At 69.2% G+C, this 19,996-nt stretch carries 10 protein-coding genes; 7 read left to right on the plus strand and 3 right to left on the minus strand.

What is annotated here, in order from left to right; all coding sequences use genetic code 11:
- Positions 1-18: 18 nt before the first annotated feature.
- The 3 genes from AB0B66_RS30635 to AB0B66_RS30645 all read right to left on the minus strand — a co-directional run bounded on the left by AB0B66_RS30635 (position 19) and on the right by AB0B66_RS30645 (position 10,189).
- Positions 19-3,318 (minus strand): NACHT domain-containing protein, encoded by a 3,300-nt coding sequence (locus AB0B66_RS30635; RefSeq protein WP_360536473.1) that lies wholly within the window; start codon positions 3,316-3,318, stop codon positions 19-21.
- A gap of 212 nt (positions 3,319-3,530) precedes the next feature.
- Positions 3,531-8,981: a carboxyl transferase domain-containing protein gene (locus AB0B66_RS30640; RefSeq protein ID WP_360536475.1), complete on the minus strand. Its 5,451-nt coding sequence runs from the start codon at positions 8,979-8,981 to the stop codon at positions 3,531-3,533.
- A gap of 182 nt (positions 8,982-9,163) precedes the next feature.
- Positions 9,164-10,189: a cation diffusion facilitator family transporter gene (locus AB0B66_RS30645; RefSeq protein ID WP_360536477.1), complete on the minus strand. Its 1,026-nt coding sequence runs from the start codon at positions 10,187-10,189 to the stop codon at positions 9,164-9,166.
- Between the two features lie 226 nt (positions 10,190-10,415).
- On the opposite strand from AB0B66_RS30645, the gene AB0B66_RS30650 reads away from it, so the two are divergent.
- From AB0B66_RS30650 to AB0B66_RS30680, 7 genes are all read left to right on the plus strand, one after another.
- Positions 10,416-11,993 carry an MFS transporter gene (locus AB0B66_RS30650; protein ID WP_360536479.1) on the plus strand — a complete coding sequence of 526 codons (1,578 nt, stop codon included), beginning with the start codon at positions 10,416-10,418 and terminating at the stop codon, positions 11,991-11,993.
- Between the two features lie 15 nt (positions 11,994-12,008).
- Complete coding sequence (locus AB0B66_RS30655) at positions 12,009-12,974, plus strand: DUF389 domain-containing protein (RefSeq protein WP_360536481.1); 966 nt, start codon at positions 12,009-12,011, stop codon at positions 12,972-12,974.
- Between the two features lie 132 nt (positions 12,975-13,106).
- Positions 13,107-14,792, plus strand: coding sequence for an ABC transporter ATP-binding protein (locus AB0B66_RS30660; RefSeq protein WP_360536483.1), 1,686 nt, complete (start codon positions 13,107-13,109; stop codon positions 14,790-14,792).
- Positions 14,789-16,558: an ABC transporter ATP-binding protein gene (locus AB0B66_RS30665; RefSeq protein WP_360536485.1), complete on the plus strand. Its 1,770-nt coding sequence runs from the start codon at positions 14,789-14,791 to the stop codon at positions 16,556-16,558. Before AB0B66_RS30660 ends, AB0B66_RS30665 begins: the two co-directional genes overlap by 4 nt.
- Positions 16,559-16,647: 89 nt before the next feature.
- Positions 16,648-18,327: a GDSL-type esterase/lipase family protein gene (locus AB0B66_RS30670; RefSeq protein WP_360536487.1), complete on the plus strand. Its 1,680-nt coding sequence runs from the start codon at positions 16,648-16,650 to the stop codon at positions 18,325-18,327.
- Between the two features lie 165 nt (positions 18,328-18,492).
- Positions 18,493-19,068 carry a DUF2199 domain-containing protein gene (locus AB0B66_RS30675; RefSeq protein ID WP_360536489.1) on the plus strand — a complete coding sequence of 192 codons (576 nt, stop codon included), beginning with the start codon at positions 18,493-18,495 and terminating at the stop codon, positions 19,066-19,068.
- 105 nt (positions 19,069-19,173) lie between these two features.
- Positions 19,174-19,773, plus strand: coding sequence for an antibiotic biosynthesis monooxygenase (locus AB0B66_RS30680; RefSeq protein ID WP_360536491.1), 600 nt, complete (start codon positions 19,174-19,176; stop codon positions 19,771-19,773).
- Positions 19,774-19,996 lie beyond the last annotated feature (223 nt).

Genomic DNA, 19,996 nt, shown 5'->3' on the forward strand with positions numbered 1-19,996 from the left:
AGGTGAAATGCAAAGTCATTAGTATGATTGCACGCGCACCCCGGAAGAATTTCTGAGCTCATTTCCGTATGCCCAAACGGTGAGTCGACTCAATCCTGCCAACGGTGCGAGGTCTAGGTCGGGTATGCCGTACAAATATACATCGGTTAGCCTATGCATGGAAGCAAGTGGAGAAAGGTCGCTCATTGATCTGCAGTTACGAATGTCGAGCGTCTCGATGGTGTGGTTTCCGGCAAGCGGGCCTAGATCCACGTAGCTAGCAGATGAATCGATGTCCAGGTGTGTCAAGGGAAGACGTGCGATAGGACTCAAATCAAGGCTGCGAATATTAAGCCTCATGAGCTGTAGATAAGATAACTTTGCCTGTGACGCGGCGACTATGTTCAGAATGTCTTCATCCGTACATCCGTTAATTCCAAGCGACTCCAATTGTGGCATGTCGGCAATGAACTTGACGTTGCCGAATGGTTTGCGATCTAGTCTCGCGTTGAGCGTTACCGACGACAGGGACCTAAGTCCCGATAGAGGGCTCATGCTGCGCGCGCCAATGAATTCGCCAAGGTGAAGAGAGTCCAGATGCGGGAAGTTGCTGAGCCAACTGAGGTCCATTTTGGACGTGTCAGAGAATACGCTATAGAGCACGAGCCGCTTGAGTCCAATTAGGTCTGCCGGGATAGTGTCCGCGTGCGCAAATGGCTCGACGATAAGGTCTTCTATATTGATTCGCCCGGTCAAGCTTGCCAAGTTTAGCGCGTCGCCTTTGCGGAAGGTTCTACGATGTAAGATTTCCAGTCGTTGGACCGGGGGCAACAACTTCAGGAATGCATCGACGTCCTCGACCATCGCCCGCACGCCGGTGAGCCTCCGAAGATGCGGAAGCATGGGAAACGTCCAGTCATTGACATTAATGAATCCATTACTTAAAGGTGAATCCGCGAGTACGGCGCGCGCGTACTCCTCGGGTTCAAAACTATTTGCGGCATCAAGCAAGGCTTCTACGGTTGATGTTCTGCCATCTGTGCCGTACCTGGCCAACTTGCGTAATGCTTTAGGTCCTCCGATGTATGAAACTGTGCTTACTGCGGCGCGAGCGGCGGTTTCCGACAGAACTGAAGCGTCATCCGGGAGGAGATCGATGACCCGTTCGCCAGCGAGGGCTAATGAACGGGCCTCCAAAACGCTTCTAGGCGGTACAAGAATGGCTAGATTTTCGTCAATTCGGGTTAGCAACTCTGGTATGAGTGCGGTCGAAGTCTCGATACAAGCTGCGGCAAGTAACCGCAACCATCGTGCTTGTTTGCGACTTGCGTTCTCAGCTTTGTCCAGCAGGCCATTAATCAACCGGTGCCGGTACTCTGTGCTTGCGTGGCCGGCTGTCATAATGACTGTCTCTCGCCACATATCTCGACTAGCGTGTTGTATTAACATATCGATGTAGTTTTCCTCGGCGATCTCCTTGGCTGTCAAATATTCCTGAAAGGTGCGGTGAACAAAGGAGATACGGTCTTCTGCAATGTCCTTTAGGATGCCGCTGCGATCAAGTAGGTGCTCGAAGACGTCGTCTGCGGGTGCATCGACTTTCGGCATGGTCTTAAGCTTGCGCTCGACATGTGACTTTGCATGGTCTATGTCGAGTTCCGCGTGTCCGGCGATGCTCAGTCTCCATGCGAGATCTTGCAGGAGGGCCATGGAATACTGGGCGCCTAGGGCTATTCGGCGATAAGCCGGAACGCTACGTGCGGCATCACGCCGTTCGAGTAACATATCCAATGCGGCTCTATAAAGGCTAAGGCGATCATGTGGCAGGTCGTCGGACCGGTCGAGGTTGAGGGCACAGAGCATCGCGCACATAAGCGGATTCGTTGCCAAGCCGCGCAAATGATGGTTGGCATCCAGCCGAGCGAGTAAACGGCGTTCGTAACGCGGTAGGTCGTCTACCTCGCAGGGCAGATGGTGGGCCCCTTTGATCGCACGATGCCACCTATGGACAAATTCCGCGATGTCCGCTGGAGTCATCCGCTCCAGCATTAGTGCGGTAAATCCCTCATTCGTGAGCCACCGTGCTGGCGCTGCAGTGGGTCGAGACGTGACAACGACGACCACATCTGGATACTGGTCGAGGATTCTTCGTAGCCATCCTCGCACTGCAATGCGCTGGTTCTTGATAAGTTCGTCGACGCCGTCAACGAGCAAGATTGCGTGACCGTCCGAGAATAGACGATTTACGTAACCGTCGGGTAGATCCGATCCAAAGTTCGCTATATCTTCGCCCAGTTCGTTGCCAATGGCGGGAAGTGCGCGATCGGCATAGCTTCTGAGCTTGACCAGGAACGGTACCTTGCCGTTCCACGTACTCAGATTGCCTGTGAACTCGCGACGGGCAGCGGTGATTGCGAGCCATCGCAGCAATGTACTTTTTCCTGAACCAGCTTCGCCTCTAATTAGAATGCGATTGCTTTTGCTCAGGGCGGACTCGACTCGAAGTCCAGTCGTCTCCTCGTGCGCACCTTTCGTATTGCTGAGGAATGACTGATTTGTAGGGCGCCGGCGGGGGAATTTTCGCGTAATGGAATCTGGTCCAGAGACGGCCAAGTTTAGGTAAGCGATGCTTAGCGTCGTCTCTGGGCTGAAGTTGCGAACATCCACCCCGAACAGACCAAGGTGGTCGTAATGTGCAGAGATGAAGCTGATGTAGTGGTCCAGCGCCAGTTGTGGATCTTCAACGTGGATACTCTCGGCGGATCGTAATGGTGGCATCATTGACAGAAGAGCCGAGAGGTCTGCGGAAATCTGCGACAACCGTGCAAGTGTCTCCTGGCTCGCGCGGTTGTTGAAGGCCGGAAGGTGGCGAACGAGTTCTACATAACATCTAACGCAGTCTTGCAAAACGATCTCTGCCATCCGCGCGGCGCCTTCGCCGAGACCCGATGCGTCTATGTTCTTCGTTAACTCGGGCTTGAGAACTCGAATCAATGCAGATGGGTCTGCATTGGCTGCGAGTAGGGTTTTGTCACTCAGGGCGTCGCGATGTAACGTCTGGGAAACGACGTCAATTGCGGCGATGGCCTCGTTGCTGGGTATAGGTGTACCCTCGGCTTCGAATAGCTGCTCTATGCGCTCGGCAATGTCGGATGCCATGCTTTCGAGTTGTAGCTCTGCCTTGCGCCGTTGAAAACGGTCCCGGAATTGCATTGTGATCAGGTCGGAGAGTTGACTTGAGCTTTCTGTCCGGTCGCGTCGATGGCTGAGCCAGAGGGTTGCGGCTTGGCTGGCTACGGCTCGTGCAAGCCCGAGCGCAGCCGATTCCAATGCTGGCATGGTTTTGACCCCTCGGCTCATCTTCGGCTTCGGCTCATCGGAAGGTCAGATTACGCGCGCTTGGGCCATACATTGCGGCACCTATTTTGTCAGGTCTGCGACAGAGGGGCTCTGTGAATTATGGTCTGGCATATGCGCCAGGCGTAAACCAACAGCGGAAGCCGGCCATGTGCCAGTTGGCACGCTGGCCGGCTTCCGCCGGAGATCACTTGTTAGGCAGTCCTGAGACCGCGCTCGACTGCAGCGATGATCTGTGGGCGCATCTCCGCGGCGCTGATGATGGCGTCCACCGAGCCGACCTGCACGGCGCGCTGGATGCTGTGCACGCCGTCGAACTCGGCGGCGACCTCGCTCAGCTTCTCCGCCCGGACCGAGGCCCGCACGTCGAGCAGCTGCCCGACCAGGGCCGCCTTCTCGCCACCGGTCGCGGCGACGATGCGCGTCTCCAGGTCGACCACCCGCGGGTCCTTGGCGGTGCGGGCGTTGACGTCACCCGCGAACACCACGGCCGCGGCCGGCGCGCCGCCGAGCACGGAGGCGAACGAGCCCTCCAGCGCCAGCACCGTCATGTTCGGGTTGAGCGCCTTGGAGAACACCACGAACGCGCCGCCGTGGTAGCGGGAGATCACGCAGAACACGATCGGGCCGCGGAAGTTGACGATCGCCCGGCCGATCTCCGCGCCGTACTCCAGCTGCAGCTTGCGCATCGACTCCGGCGAGCCGTCGAACCCGGACAGGTTCGCCAGCACGACCAGCGGCCGGTTGCCGCTGGCGGCGTTGATGGCCCGCGCCGCCTTCTTCGACGACTGCGGGAACAGTGTGCCCGCGGTGTACGTGTCGGGGCCGTCGGTGGGCGGGAAGCCGCGCCGCGGCACCGACCTGGACTCGATGCCCAGCAGGCACACCGGGATGCCGCCCAGGTGCACGTCCTGCACGACCGTGGTCTCGGCGTCGGCCATGCCCGCCCAGCGCTCCAGGATTGCGTGGTCCTGGTCGGCCAGCGCGCGCATCAGCGTGCGGATGTCGAACGGCTTCTTGCGGTCGGGGTTGTGCTCCTTGGAGAAGATCTGCCCGACGGTGGTGAAGTCGCTGTCCGGCACCGAGTGCGGGAACGGCGAGATGTCGCGGTCGACCGGGTCGGTGGTGGCCGCCCGGCGCGGACCGGCCTCACCCGGCGCGATGTAGGTGTGCTCGTGGTGCGCCATCAGCACGCCCTGAGCGGCCCGCAGGTCCGGGGCCCAGTACTGGGCCTGGCCGTTGGGGCCCATGACCCGGTCGTAGCCGCCGATGCCGAAGTTGTCCTCGGCCGACACGCCGCCGGAGAAGTCCAGCGACTGCTTGCCGGTCAGCACCATCGCCGAGTCCGGGGTCATCACCAGGATGCCCTTGGTGTGCATGAGCATGGTGGCCTCGGCGTTCCAGTACGGCTGAGCGCCGACCGTGATACCCGCGACCACGATGTTGATCTCGCCGCCGTCCTGGGTGAACTCCACGATGCGCTTGAGCGCCGCGGCCACCCAGTCCATGTTCTCGGTGCCCGAGTCCATCGAGATCCGGGCGCCCGCCGACAGCGCGAACCAGTCGAGCGGCACCTGCATTCGCTCGGCCAGGTTCAGCGCCGCGATGATCCGCGCGCACTCCGGCTCCGACAGCGCGCCCAGCGCCTTGGTCGGGTCGCCGAGCAGCACCACCCGGGTGACGCCCTCGGGGTAGCGCTCGGTCGGCGTGCTGACCACACCGGCCACGATGCCCGCCTTGTTGCGCCCCTTCGGCCGCTCCACGGCGACCAGCTCACCCGTGTCGTCCAGGTCGTATTCGGTGAAGCTGCCCTCGCGGCCGGCCAGCAGGCCGGTCAGCTCGTACGGGTAGGTGGTGCCGCGGCGGCGGGCCGACAGCACCTTCTGCCGGTAGTCGTCCAGCGGCTCGATCGGCTCGGTCGTCGGCGCGGTCACCGACATGCGCATGCCCTGGTCGAAGGACACCTCGACCGCGACGTCGCTCATCTCGCCGGTGACCTGGTCACGCTGGCGGCCCAGGACGAGCACCTGCTCCAGGCCCGCCCCGGCGGTGCGCGGCAGCACGCGCTGGATGACCGTGTTCAGGTCCTCCATGGTCAGCTCGCTGTTCGGCCAGACGTACAGCGTGATGCGGTTGGTGTCGAGGCGCTTCTTGGCCGGTCGCCGCGCCTGCACCTTGCGGATCGCGTCGAGGCAGCCGTCGAGCATGCCCTCCAGGGCCGGCAGGGCCAGCACCCGGCCGTCCGCGTCGCGCAGCGGGGTCAGGTCGCGGACCTGCGCCATCGCGGCGAGGCGCTCGTCGGCCGGGTTGTCCGGGGCGACGCAGCGGAAGAGGTAGACCTCCTCATCGATCGACGGCAGGCGGGTCAGGTCGAAGTTGCGCAGCCGCGGCAGCTGCAGGCGCTCGGCGATCTGCGGGTGCAGCCCGCGCAGCACCCGGTCCTCGCCCTGGCCCGGCTTGAACGTGAAGTGGTGGTGCATCGCCGCGCCCGTCGGTCCGGCGACCGACACCGTCACCCGCCGCAGCACGTCGAGCAGCCCGGCGCGGTCGAGCACCTCGCGCAGCGTGGTCGCCATGGTGTCCGTGTCGGGCTGGTCGGCCCAGGTCAGGTAGACGTCGGCGAAGGACGCGCCGTCGGCCAGCCCGGCGGTTTTCTCCAGGGCCGCGGGCAGGTCGGCGTAGTCCGTCGCCGTCGAGATCAGCCGGAAGCGCTCGCCGTCGCGGTCGTACGCGGCGGTGAAGAACGGGTGCCCGGCGACCTCGATGCACTGCGTGTCGCTGATGCCGCGGTTGCCGTAGTAGCGGCGGCTGAGCACCTCCAGCATCGGCCCGTTGTCGGCGTTCGGCCGGCCGATGCGCTGCGCGAGCAGCCGCACCAGCGGCTCCGGCGAGGCGACCATCTTCGCGATGCGCTCGTCGCGGTCTGCCGCGTCCGGGTTCTGGTCGAGGTGGCGCAGGTGGTCGCGGACGTCGTTGTAGACCTCGGCGCGCTTGCGGCGCAGCATCGGCTGGGCGGCCCAGCGGAACACGATGCTGCGGGCGAGGTCGCCGACGACGGGGAAGCGGACCTGGGTCGCCCAGATCAGGTGCTCCAGCGCCTGGCCGACCGCGTCGCGCTGGGCCTCGGCCGGGATCGGCTCGGTCAGCCACTGCTGCAGCAGCGACACGATGACCGCGACGTCGGCCGAGGAGCGCTGCTGCGCCAGGAAGATCCGGAAGACGGCCTCTTCCAGCTGGGGTGTGCGGTCGAAGCCGTCGACGCCGTAGTGCGCGAGCACCCGGGCCAGCCGCTGGCGGAACGCGTCGGGCAGCCCGGCCCGGTCGACGTCCAGGCTCTGCAGGTACGCGTGGAAGAACTCGCGCGGGCTGTGCACCCGGGTGTCGGCGTGGGTCTCCTCGCCGGCCGGCCGGTTGCGGCTCAGCTCGGACAGGTCGGCGAACACCTGCAGCAGCTCGGTCTCGCCCTCGATCGGCACGCGGCCCAGTTCGGCCCGTCCGGCCAGGTACGCCGACAGCGCCCGGCGCTCGTCGCGCGGGTCGAGGTCGTAGCCGAGCAGCAGGCTGCGCAGGTCCGCCAGGCCGCGCGCGACCCGCGCCTCGGCGGTCAGGCCGGCCGGCTCGGGCGGCAGCTCCAGGTCCACGGTCTCGGTCGTGGCGGCCTCGGCCGCGCTGTCGTCGCCGACCGGCTCCAGCCGCATCAGCGGCGCGCCGGACTCGACCTGGCTGCCGACCGACACCGCGATCTCGCGCACCTTCGACTTGACCGGTGCGCGCAGCACGGTCTCCATCTTCATGCTCTCCAGCACGAGCACCGGCGCGCCGGCCTCGACCTCGTCGCCGACCTGCAGCGGGGTCGCGACCACCAGCGCCGGGGCGGGCGAGCGCAGCACGCCACCCTCGTCGCGGCTGACCCGGTGCGTGACGCCGTCGACCTCGACCAGGTGGATCGGGCCGTGGGTGTCGGTGACCAGCCGGAAGCGGCGGCCGTTGACCAGGACCCGGCCGGTGTGCTCGTCGAAGCGCTCCACCTCGACGTCGACGGTCGGGGCCTCGCCGATGCCGACCCGGAAGCGGTGCGGCCCGATCTGCGCGACGGACACCCGGTAGGCGGCGCCGCGCAGCTTGAGGTCGATGGGGCGGCCGCTCTTGTGCTGCACCTGCGGACGTCCGCCGTGCGCGGTGGACAGCAGCCGCTGCTGCTCGACGAGCGCCTCGTCCTCGTACGCCTCGATCGCTGCGGCGGCCAGCGCGATGCCGGAGTGCTTGGCCGAGACCAGGCGCCCCTGCGCGCGGACCCGGTCGATCCAGCCGGTGTCGGCGCTGCCGTCGATGACCTCGGGCTGGTCGAGCAGGTCGAGCAGGAAGCTCTTGTTGGTCGCGCCGCCCTCGATGATGACGGTGGTGTCGGCGACCGCGCGGCGCAGCCGGCCGAGCGCCTCCTCGCGGGTACGCCCGAACGCGATGATCTTGGCGATCATCGAGTCGAAGTCGGCGGGGATGACGTCCCCTTCGCTGACACCGGTGTCCACCCGCACGCCGGGACCTGCGGGCAGGGTCAGCCGCTCGATGCGGCCGGGGGAGGGGGCGAAGTCGCGGTCGGGGTCCTCAGCGTTGAGCCGGGCCTCCACCGCGTGGCCCACCTCGGTCGGGACCAGGTCGCCCAGCCGGCCGCCCGATGCCACGTGGATCTGGGCCTTGACCAGGTCGAAGTCGGTGGTCGCCTCCGTGATCGGGTGCTCCACCTGCAGGCGGGTGTTGACCTCCAGGAAGGCGAACAGCTTCTCGCCCGGGTGGTACAGGAACTCCACCGTGCCCGCGCCGCGGTAGTTCACCGCCAGCGCCAGCCGCTCGGCCGCCGCCTTGACCTCGGCCACCTGCTCGGGGGCGAGCACCGGCGAGGCGGACTCCTCGATGACCTTCTGGTTGCGCCGCTGCACGGAGCAGTCGCGCACGCCCAGCGCCCACGCGGTGCCCTGGCCGTCGGCGATCACCTGTACCTCGACGTGCCGGGCACCGGTGACCAGCCGCTCCAGGAACACGATGCCGCTGCCGAAGGCGCGCTTGGCCTCCAGGCTGGTGCGCTCGTACGCGTCGGCCAGCTCCTCGTCGCTGCGCACCACGCGGATGCCGCGCCCGCCACCGCCGGCGGTGGCCTTGAGCATCAGGGGGTAGCCGATCTCGGCCGCCGAGCGGGTGGCCGCCTCCAGGCTCTCCACCGCGCCGCGGCTCCACGGCGCGACCGGCACGCCGACCTCTTCGGCGATCAGCTTCGAGCCGATCTTGTCACCGAGCTTGCGCATCGCGTCGGCGCTCGGGCCGATGAAGGTGACGCCGATCTTCTCGCACAGCTCGGCGAACGCGGGGTCCTCCGCGACGAAGCCCCAGCCCACCCATGCGGCGTCGGCCTGCATCTCGACCAGGGCGCGCTCCAGCACGGCGTGGTCGAGGTAGGGGCGCGCGGACGCGGGGCCGAGGCAGTAGCTGTCGTCGGCCTCGCGGACGAAGGTCGCGGTGCGTTCCGCTTCGGTGTAGAGCGCGATGGTCTCGATCGGCGGGGCGCCGGACTCTGCGTTGATCTCGCGGACGGCGTGGATCAGCCGCATGGCGGCCTCACCCCGGTTGACGATGGCGATGCGATTGAACACCGAATAAGCCTTCCAAAGAACCGAACGAAGAACCCCATGGGGTGGGTCCCCGTCAACAACCTTTGCAGCTACTGAGCGGTAGCAAACCGTTGTACTGGTCAGGGGACGACAGCTAATTTTGTGGAGAACCACCAAAACCAGATGGCGCTCTATTGGACATCCTGGCGCATTTCCGGACAAGATCAGGTGTCGTCCGGCGCCAGCGACGGCTCGTCCGGGGCGGACAGGCTGAACACCGCTCCGGCCACCGCCGCGCTGGCGGCGATCTTGGCTTCCAGCGCCCGCAGCCGCACCGCCACCTGCGACTCGGTGTCGTCGCCGGTGAGGTCGACGTCGCCGACCACCGAGATCATGCGTGGTCCCACCACCTCCAGCCGCAGGTAGGTCACCCGGGAGACCTCGGGCATGGCCAGCATCGACCGCAGCACCGCGGTGCGCACCCGCGGGTCGGCCTCCTCCCCGACGAGGAACCGGCGGTTGCGGTTGATGAGGACCGCCGCGACCACCACGAGCAGGACCCCGACCAGGATCGACCCGACGGCGTCCGGCACGGCCGAGCCGGTCAGCTGGTGCGCGGCCAGCCCCGCGGTCGCCAGCACCAGGCCGGTCAGGGCAGCGGCGTCCTCGGCGAACACGGCCCGCAGTGCCGGATCGGAGGTGGCCAGCACGTGCTCGATGAGATCGCGCTGCATCACCCTGGCGTCCGCGCCGGCCTGGCGCACCGACTGCACGAACGACACGCCCTCCAGCAGGAACGACAGGGCCAGCACGACGTACCCGAGGAGGAAGTCGTCGGCCGGGGTCGGGTTGCGCAACTGGCCGACGCCGTGCGTGATCGAGAACGCGCCACCGGCCACGAACAGCCCCACCGCCGCGAACAGCGACCAGACGTACGCCTCGCGGCCGTGTCCGAGCGGGTGCTGCCGGTCGGCCGGGCGGGCGGCGCGGCGGTTGGCCACGACCAGGAACACCTCGTTGCCGGTGTCCGCCCACGAGTGCGCCGCCTCCGCGGTCAGCGACGCCGAACTCGTGATCAGCGCGGCGGCCGTCTTGGCGACCGCGATCAGCAGGTTGGCCCCGAACGCCACGAACACCGTGCGGAAGCTGTCGGCTCCGCGCGTGTCACCGGGCAACAGGAAGGCGAACCCGCCCGGCGCACCGTCGCCTGCGGATTCCTGCGATGGGCCGGTGCGGCCCGGTCGATTCATCGATCGCCACCTGCGCGGGTGATCATCTGCTTCCTGCCGGTCGTCTCCGCCTCCGACCATATCCGCCGCCGACGAAACCGGCCCGTTCCGGTGTGGATCGACAGAGCCCATTTTTTCACCTTTAGGCATATAGAGCGGTCGTAGTACTGCAAATAACTCATGATGGACAGGACACTCGATAGCCTGGTCGACACGCCTCGCCGACAGGACGGGAGGGGACTGGCCGATGACCTCATCGCCTGACGGGCGGCCGTCTGCGCCGGCGCGGCAGGGGCTCGTGCTCGCCGCGCTGATCATGGTGGCAGCGGTGGCCAATCTCAACCTGGCCGTCGCCAACGTGGCGCTGCCCGACATCGGCCGGGCCTTCGACTCCTCGCAGACGGCGCTCAACCTCATCGCGGTCGCGTACTCGCTGGGCCTGGCCTGCTCCGTGCTCTACCTGGGCGCGCTGGGCGACCGGTACGGGCGCAAGCTCATGCTGGTGCTGGGCATCCTGCTGTCGGTGCCCGCGTGCCTGCTCGCCGCGTACGCCCCCACGGATACCGTCCTGATCGTCGCCCGGTTCATCGGCGGGCTGTCCGCGGGCATGGCCTACCCGACCACCCTCGCGCTCATCGCCGCGCTGTGGTCGGGACCGGCCCGCACCCACGCCATCGCGCTCTGGTCGGCGGTCGGCGGCGCGATCGCCTCGCTGGGGCCACTGGCCGCGGGATTCGCCCTGGAGCGCTTCTGGTGGGGCTCGGTCTTCCTGATCACCCTGCCGCTGGCAGCGATCGCGCTGGTCATGGCCCTGGTGCTGGTACCCGCGCACGTGCACGAGACCACCGAACCGGTCGACAACCTCGGCGGCATCCTGTCGGTGATCCTGGTCGGCGCGGCGATCCTGGCCATCAACTTCGCGCCCGTGCCGAACTCCGGCGCGCTCGTCGCGGGCCTGACCGTGCTCGCGCTGGCCGCGGTCGTCGCGTTCGTGCTGCGCGAGCGCCGCGCCGCGAACCCGCTCTACCACCTGGGCATCGCCTCCCGGCGGGTGTTCTGGGTCGCGGCCTGCGCCGGCATCATCGTGTTCGGGTCGCTGATGGGCGCGATGTTCATCGGCCAGCAGTTCCTGCAGAACGTGCTCGGCTACACCACCGTGCAGGCCGGCCTGGCGATCCTGCCCTCGGCGATCCTGATGGTGCTCATCGCGCCGCGGTCGGCGAAGCTGGTCGAGTCGCACGGGGCCAGGTTCACGCTGCTCACCGGATACGTCTTCGTGCTGCTCGGGTTCCTGACCATGCTGCTGCTGTGGCGGGAGGGCATCGGCTACTGGCAGGTCGGCCTCGGCTACGCCTTCATCGGCGCGGGCGTCGGGTTCGCGGGCACGCCCGCCTCACACTCGCTGACCGGGGCGGTCCCGGTGACCCGGGCCGGCATGGCCTCCGGCACCGCCGACCTGCAACGCGACCTCGGCGGCGCGGTCATGCAGTCGATCTTCGGGGCGCTGCTGACCGCCGGGTACGCCACCGCCGCCGCGGCCGCCGTCACCGCAGCCCCGCCCAATCCGGAGATCACCGCCAACGTGCAGACCCAGCTCACCAAGTCGTTCTCCAGCGCCGCCACCACCGCCGAGCAGTACCCGCAGTACGCAACGCAGATCATCGCCGGGGCGAAGGAGGCGTTCCTGCAGGGCGACCGGTGGGCCTACCTGGCCGGCATCGTCGCGGTGCTGATCGGCGCGGCCATCGTGTACGCGTTCTTCCCTCGCAAACAGCAGGAGCAGCGGCTGCTCGACGAGTACGCGGCCACCGACGCGGGCAGTTGACGGGCGGGCGGGCCCATGGAGATGATCCACGTCCGGGCGGTGAGCCCGCCGGATCTCAGCGACCGGCTTGTCGGCGTGCTGGCCGCCGATCCGGCCGTTGTCAACCTGGTCGTGCTGCCCGGGGCGGCCCGCAACCCCGACGGCGACGCCGTCGAGTGCGACCTGCTCACCGGCGCGGCCAACCGGGTCCTGCGCAGCTTTCGCGACCTGGGCGTCGACCGGCGCGGCTCGGTCGTCATCGAACACGTCGAGCTGGCCCTGTCCGAGCGGGCCGCGCAGGCCGAGACCCGGCGGCTCGGCGCGCTCGCGCGGGCGCCGGTGTGGGACGAGGTCCAGTCCCGCATCCGGGCCGGGGCCTTCTACACGCCGAGCTTTTATCTCTTCCTGGCCGTCGCGGGCGTCATCGGCGCGGTTGGCATCCTCACCAACTCGCAGATTTTGATCGTCGGGGCGATGGTCGTGGGACCCGAGTACGCGGCCGTCGTCAGCGTCGCCGCGGGGCTGGACCGCCATGCGTGGGCCCCGGTCCGCAAAGGGCTGTCCGCGCTGGTCGGAGGTTTCGCGCTGGCCTGCCTGGCGGCGTACGGGTTCGGCCTCGTCGTCCGTGGCACGGGCCGGACGCCGCCCGCCTTCGAGCTGGGGCTGCGGCCGGTGTCCCACCTGATCGACTCGCCGAACTTCTTCTCGCTGGTCGTCGCGGTGCTGGCGGGTGTTGTCGGGGTGGTGGCGCTCACCGAGGCGCGGTTCAGCACCATGCTCGGCGTCTTCATCTCGGTCACCACGATCCCGGCCGCGTCCGACATCGGCGTGGCCTGCGCGTACGCGTTGTGGCGCGAAGCCCGGGGTTCCCTGCTGCAACTGCTGCTCAACATCGTGGTGCTGATCGTGGTCGGCTTGCTCACGCTGCGCGTACAGCGGTTCGTCTGGCGCCGGGTGGCGCAGCGGCGCGACCGTGCGGAGCCCGCCACACCGAACGGGTGAACCGTCCAGAGCGCACACACCGGTGAGATGGGACAAAACCGGAAGCCAGCAGGCGGGGGCCGTCGGTAGCCTGGCCCCATGCCCCCACGCCTCCCACACCCCGATCCCGGCATTGCGGATACCAGAGGCCCCGTGCGGTACCTGTGGTGGCTGGTCCGCAGCCAGTGGCCGCGCGCCCTGCGCGGCAGCCTCGTCGGCACGGCGTGGATGATCGGGCTGGCCGTGCGGCCGTGGCTGATCGCGCGGGCGATCGACGACGGGCTGCGCACGGGTGACACCGGGGCGCTGCTGACCTGGGTCGCCGCGATCGTGGTCGCCGGAGTGGTCGTCGCCTGGCTGGGCATCATGCGGCACCGGACGATGACCTTCCTGCGCGAGGACGCCACGGCCCGCTCCTCGCAGGTGGTGCTGCACCACATCGCCCGGCTCGGCGCGGTGCTGCCCCGCACGGTCGCATCGGGCGAGATCGCGACGGTGTGCGGCACGGACGTGTCGCAGGCCTCGTGGGCGCTGACGATGACGGGGCCGGGCGTGGGCGCGGTCCTGTCCTACGCCATCGCGGCGGTCGTGCTGTGGTCGGTCGACCCGATGCTGGCCCTGTTCGTACTGCTCGGCGTGCCCACCGTCGCGCTCGCGGTGGGGCCGCTGCTCAACCGGCTGCAGGGCGTCGACACCGCGTACCGGCACGAGCTCGGAATCCTGACCACCCGGGCCGGTGACATCGTGTCCGGGCTGCGGGTGCTGGCCGGGGTCGGCGGCCGCGACCTGTTCGCCCGCCGGTACGCGGCCCGGTCGCAGAGCCTGCTCCAGCGGGGCTACCGGGTCGGCTCGATCATGAGCTGGGTGCAGGCGCTGACCGCGGGCATCCCCGCCCTGTTCCTGGCCGCGACCGTCTGGCTGGCGGCGCGTCTGGCGACCGAGGGGCAGATCACCGTCGGGGAGATGGTCGCCGTCTACGGATACACCGCGGTCCTGTCGGTGCCGGTCTGGTTCCTGCTCGAAGGCGGCTTCATGACCGTGCGCGGCATCGTCGCGGCCCGCCGGATCATCGCGGTGCTGCGCATCGAGCCCGCAGCCGCCGCGTCCGGCACCGCCCCCGCGGGCCCCGCCGAGTTGCACGATCCGCAGTCAGGGCTGACCGTCCCGGTCGGCCGCATGCTCGGTGTCGCGGCCGAGGACCCCGCGGACGCCATCGCGCTCGCCGACCGGCTCGGCCGCTACGTGCCCAGCGACGTGACCTGGGGCGGGCTGCCGATCACCGGAGTCGACACGGAGCAGGTCCGGGCCCGCATCCTCGTCGCCGACCACGACTCGTACCTGTTCCCGGGCCCGCTGCGCGACGTGCTGCGCGGCCGCGGCGACGCCACCGACGCGCAGCTCGCCGCCGCGATCCGGACCGCCTCCGCCGACGACGTCGTGGAGTCGCTGCCTGGCGGGCTCGCCGCGCCGATCGAGGCCCGCGGCCGCAACCTCTCCGGCGGCCAGCGCCAGCGGGTACGCCTGGCCCAGCACCTGCTCGCCGAACCCGATGTGCTGATCCTCGTCGACCCGACCTCGGCCGTCGACTCGCACACCGAGGCCCGCATCGCCGACCGGCTGCACGAGCACCGCGCCGGCCGGACCACCGTCGTCATCGCGACGTCGCCGCTGCTGCTGGACCGCACCGACCTCGTGGCGTTCGTCCGCGACGGGCGGGTCGCCGCCGTCGGCCGGCACGACGAGCTGCTGGAGACCGAACCCGGCTACCGGGCGCTGGTGGCCCGTGACGCCGACGAGCCGGAGACCGACGCCGCCAGGGAAGTGGGAGCAGCGCGATGACCGAGACCACCGCCGTCGCCTCGGCGATGAAGGCACTGCCCGTCGCGGACCGGGCGACCGTGCGCCGCTCGGTCGCCGAGCTGGCGCGCGCCGAGAGGCGGTCGCTGATCCTCGCGCTCGTGCTGCACGTGGCCGCCGCGATCGCCGGGCTCGCCTCGCCGTGGCTGGTGGGGCGGATCGTCGACCGGGTCACCGCCGGCGCACCGGCCTCCGCCGTGGACATGTTCGCCGTGGCCATCGCCGGGTGCGTGCTGGCGCAGATCCTGCTGTCGCGCACCGCGCAGAACGTCGGCAACCGGTTCGGCGAGCGGGCCAACGCCCGGCTGCGCGAGGACTTCGTCGCGCGTACGCTGCGCCTGCCCATCGCCGTGGTCGAGCGGGCGGGCACCGGCGACCTGGCCACCCGCAGCTCCGTCGACGTCGCCACGGTCGGCAACGCCGTCCGCCAGGTCGTGCCGACGGTGCTGATCTCGATCATCCAGCTGCTGCTGGTCGTCGCGGCCGCGTTCCTGCTGCATCCGCTGCTCGGCGTGCTCATCCTTGCCGGAGCGCCGACGACCCTGGCCGTCGCCCGCTGGTACCTGCGCCGCGCTCCGCAGGCATACCTGGCCGAGGGCGAGGCCGCCTCGGAGCTGACGGAGTCGATGACGGCCACCGCCGAGGGCGCGCGGACCGTGCAGGCCCTGCGGCTGACCGAGCAGCGGAGCCGCGAGGGCACCGCGCGCATCGCCCGGCAGTGGACGACCCGCCGGACCACGCTGGCGCTGCGCAGCGTGTTCTTCCCCGTCGTCGAGTTCGGATACGCGCTGCCCGCCGCGGCGATGCTGCTCGCGGGCGGATTCTTCCTGGCCAACGGCTGGGTCAGCCTCGGTGCGGTGGTGGCGGCCACGCTCTACGCCCAGCAGTCGATCGAGCCGGTCGACCGGATCATGATCTTCCTGGAGCAGGCGCAGCGGGGGTTCGCCTCGCTCGCCCGTGTCCTCGGCATCGGCCTGGTCGCGCCCGAACCCCGCGGCGTCGCCACGGCCCCGCCCGGTCAGCGGCTCGTGGTCCGCGGCGTGCGGTTCCGCTACGCCGGCGGCCACGACGTGCTGCACGGCATCGACCTGGAGGTGCGCCCCGGCGAGCGGCTCGCCGTCGTCGGCCCCTCCGGCGCGGGCAAGTCGACGCTGGCCCGCCTGCTCGCCGGGATCGACGCGCCCCGCGAAGGCACCGTCAGCCTCGGCGGGGTCGCGGTGACCGACCTCGACCCCGCCGAACGCCGCCGCCGCATCGCGCTGGTCACCCAGGAGCACCACGTCTTCATCGGCACGCTGCGTGACAACCTCGCCTTCGCCGCGCCCGGCGCGACCGACGACGACATGCTCGCCGCGCTCGTCGCCGTGGGCGCGGACTGGTACGCCGACCTGCCCGACGGACTGGACACCGAACTCGGCGACGGCGCGCGGGCGCTGAACCCGGCCGACGCGCAGCAGGTGGCCCTGGCCCGGCTGGTGCTCGCCGATCCGCACACGCTGATCCTCGACGAGGCGACGGCGGCGCTGGACCCGACGACCGCCCGCCGCACCGAACGCTCCCTCGGCGCGGTCCTGCACGGACGGACCGTGATCGCCATCGCGCACCGGCTCTACACGGCACACGACGCCGACCGGGTCGCCGTCCTGGCCGACGGCCGGATCACCGAGCTGGGCAGCCACGACGAGCTGGTCCGCGCGGACGGGGCGTACGCGGCGCTGTGGCGCTCCTGGCACGGCGACAAGGCCTGAGGTCTGCCCGGCTTGACTTTGTTCAGTCGCCATCGCAATGTGGGAGCGCTTCCATCGACGAAGCCGAACACACTCCAGGAGGCACGCCCATGTCTCGACCCCGCCCTGTCCATGACACTCCACTCGCGACGCACGACGCACGACCGCGTATCACCCGCTCCGTCCTCGCCACGCTGTCCGCGCTCGTGGTCCTGCTCGCCGTCGCCGTGGCCGGCGCGGCTCCCGCGCAGGCCGCGACCCCGATCCGGATCATGCCGCTCGGCGACTCCATCACGGGCGGGCCCGGCTGCTGGCGCGCCGTGCTCTGGGATCGCCTGCAACGCAGCGGTTTCACCGACATCGACTTCGTCGGCACCCAGGCCGGCGGCGGCTGCAACCTCGCGAGCTGGGACGGCGACAACGAAGGCCACGGCGGATACCGTGCCACCGGCATCGCCGACCAGAACCAGCTGCCCGGATGGCTGGCCGCCACCCACCCCGACATCGTGCTCGTGCACCTGGGCACCAACGACATCTGGAACAACACCCCCACGGCGACGATCCTGGCCGCGTACGGCAAGCTCGTCGACCAGATGCGGACGAGCAACCCGGCCACGAAGATCCTGGTGGCCCAGATCATCCCGATGACGCCCAGCGGCTGCTCCTGGTGCCCGTCCGGCGTCGCCGCACTGAACAGCGCCATCCCTGGGTGGGCCGCGAGCCGGACGACCGCCCAGTCGCCGATCACCGTCGTGGACCAGTTCACCGGCTTCGACACCGCCGCCGACACCAGCGACGGCGTGCACCCGGACGACTCGGGCTTTCAGAAGATGTCCGACCGCTGGTATCCCGCGCTGACCCCGCTGCTCGGCGGGAGCACGCCGGGCGACACCACCCCGCCGAGCACCCCGACCGGGTTCGCCGCGACCGTCGACTGCGGTCTGCGAGTCACCCTGACCTGGACCGCGTCCACCGACAACGTCGCGGTCACCGGCTACGACGTGTTCCGCTCGGCCAACGGCGCGGCGTTCACCTCGATCGGCACGACCACCGCGACGTCGTTCCCGGACATGTTGAACGGCCTGTACCAGTACCAGGTCCGAGCCCGGGACGCAGCCGGCAACACCTCCGCCTTCACCACCCCGGTCAGCGTGGTGCCCCCGCCGTGCCCGCCCCAGGACACGCAATCGCCGACCACGCCCGGCACGCCGACCACGTCGGCGACGACCGCGACGACCGCCACCCTGACCTGGCCGGCGTCCACCGACAACGTCGGCGTCACCGGGTACGACGTCTATCGGGCACCGGGGGCCGGCGGTAGCTTCGCCTCGGTCGGCACGTCGACCACGACCGGTTTCACCGACACCGGCCTGACCGCGGCGACCACGTACCGGTACCAGGTCCGTGCGCGAGACGCCGCGGGCAACACGTCCGCTTTCTCGGCCGCGGCCACGGTCCGCACCGTGGGCGGCACTGCGGGCTGCTCGGCGACGCTGACCCTGCAGACGGGGTGGGGTGGCGGTTACGTCATGCAGCCCAACACCGTCACCAACACGGGCACGGCGGCCATCAGCGGGTGGACGGTCACCTTCACCCTGCCGGCCGGACACGTCCTCACCGGATCCTGGAACGCGACCGTGACCGTGAGCGGCCAGAGCGTCACAGCTCGCGGGATCACCGGCCAGAACGCCTCCCTGATCGCGGGTGGCAGCACCACCTGGGGCTTCCAGGCCTCCCGGCCCGCCGGTGACACCACGGTGCCCTCGGCGGCCACCTGCACCGGGTCCTGACGGACAGACGCGGCGGAGGGGTGGGCGCCTGCCCCTCCGCCACGGCCGGTCCAAGCGCCCTGCACGTTGGCGATCGACCATTGTCGACGGGGCTTTCCCTGCGGGCGTGACGGTGTAACGTCTACCCGCCGCGCCCGCGGCGATGATCGTGACGGGGGACGTGCCATGGCCGAGGAGACCGCGATCCTGTGCAGCTGCTGCGGTGAGCCGCTGCCGCCGGGCAACCTCGCGTGGGACCTGGAGATGCCGGATCCGGTCGCCTACCTGGACGACGACGACCGGGCGCAGCGCACCCTGTTCGAGTCGGAGCAGGTCTTCAACATCGCGGGCCTGGGCGCCTTCATCCGGGTGATCCTGCCTGTGGCGGTCGAGCACGACCGCACCGCGACCTTCGGGGTATGGCTGTGCGTCCCCGACGCCAAGGAGTGGACCCGGATCAACGAGGCGGCCAGGAAGGGCGGCTCGGCCTGGGCGGGCACCACCTTCGAAGGGCGGTTGGCCACCGCGCTCCAGCCCTGGCCGGACGTCTTCGGCGCGTGGACCCGCGCGGTCGTGCCCGGCCCGGACCAGGTGCCCCGCCTGGTGCACAGCCATGACCCGCTGCTGGCGCGGGTGCTGACCGAGCGGTGGCCCGAGGAGCTGATCCGCGCCCGCGGCCGGCACGCGGTCCGGCCGCTGAGCGGCGGCCCGACCCCGAATCCGTACCGGCGCTCGCTCTGGTCGCGGCTGAGCGGCCGCTGACCCGGACCGTCGCGGCCGGACTCGTCGCCCCGACGTGACCAAGAACGCGCCCCGAACGCGATCCCGGTAACACCGCCGTGCCGCGCGACCGCGCAAGATTGAGGCATGACCAGCAGCAACGGCGCCGTACCGGTGACCATCGCCATCACGCGCCGGGCCGACCCCAGCCACGCCCGCGAGATGATCGCGTGGATGCGGGCGGGCACGACCCTCGCCGAGGAGTTCCCCGGGTTCCTCGGGGCGGGGTGGGTGCGGCCGGGGCCGGGCTCCGTCGACTGGCACATGCTGTACCGGTTCGCCGACGCCGACGCGCTGCGCGCCTGGGAGGAGTCGGCGCAGCGGCAGTGGTGGCTGTCGTCGGCCCAGGGCATCGTCGAGCACGCCCGCACCGAGCGGCGTACGGGCATCGAGGGCTGGTTCGACCCGCCGCAGGAGCACAGCGTCGAGGAGGCGCGTACGCCCGCCCCGCCGCGCTGGAAGCAGGCGGTCACCATCTGGCTGGTGTTCTTCCCGCTCAGCCTGCTGGCCAACGCCGTGGTGGTGCGCTACCTGGCCGGGGCCCCGCTGGTGGTGCGCACGCTGATCAGCACGCTGTGCCTGACCCCCCTGATGACCTACCTGATGCTGCCGTGGATCACCCGGCGGCTGGAGTGGTGGCTGCACGGCCGCCCCGCCCCCTGGCGCACGGCCTCATCCGGTCGCTGAGCCTTCCCCCGCGCCCAGCCCAAAGGAAGGGCACCTTCTTAACGGACGTCCGTGTAGAAGGTGCCCTTCCTTCGTTTGTCGGCGGCGCGGCGGGGCGGAAATCGGTCGCGTGGTGGGGCGGATTGTGGTTACGTGGTCGGCGGCAGACTTTCCACGGACGAGGAGCGGGACATGCGAGCGACGGTCGGTTCTTTCGAAGCTCTCCTGCCCGTTCGTTCGAAGG

This window comes from Catellatospora sp. NPDC049111, assembly GCF_040648615.1.
GTDB lineage: Bacteria > Actinomycetota > Actinomycetes > Mycobacteriales > Micromonosporaceae > Catellatospora > Catellatospora aurea.

Bases quoted from the DNA above. Each gene is read 5' to 3' on its own strand.
- AB0B66_RS30650 (WP_360536479.1), top strand. From the start codon at position 10,416: ATGACCTCATCGCCTGACGGGCGGCCGTCTGCGCCGGCGCGGCAGGGG.
- AB0B66_RS30645 (WP_360536477.1), bottom strand. From the start codon at position 10,189: ATGAATCGACCGGGCCGCACCGGCCCATCGCAGGAATCCGCAGGCGAC.
- AB0B66_RS30655 (WP_360536481.1), top strand. From the start codon at position 12,009: ATGGAGATGATCCACGTCCGGGCGGTGAGCCCGCCGGATCTCAGCGAC.
- AB0B66_RS30680 (WP_360536491.1), top strand. From the start codon at position 19,174: ATGACCAGCAGCAACGGCGCCGTACCGGTGACCATCGCCATCACGCGC.
- AB0B66_RS30670 (WP_360536487.1), top strand. From the start codon at position 16,648: ATGTCTCGACCCCGCCCTGTCCATGACACTCCACTCGCGACGCACGAC.
- AB0B66_RS30635 (WP_360536473.1), bottom strand. From the start codon at position 3,318: ATGCCAGCATTGGAATCGGCTGCGCTCGGGCTTGCACGAGCCGTAGCC.
- AB0B66_RS30665 (WP_360536485.1), top strand. From the start codon at position 14,789: ATGACCGAGACCACCGCCGTCGCCTCGGCGATGAAGGCACTGCCCGTC.
- AB0B66_RS30675 (WP_360536489.1), top strand. From the start codon at position 18,493: ATGGCCGAGGAGACCGCGATCCTGTGCAGCTGCTGCGGTGAGCCGCTG.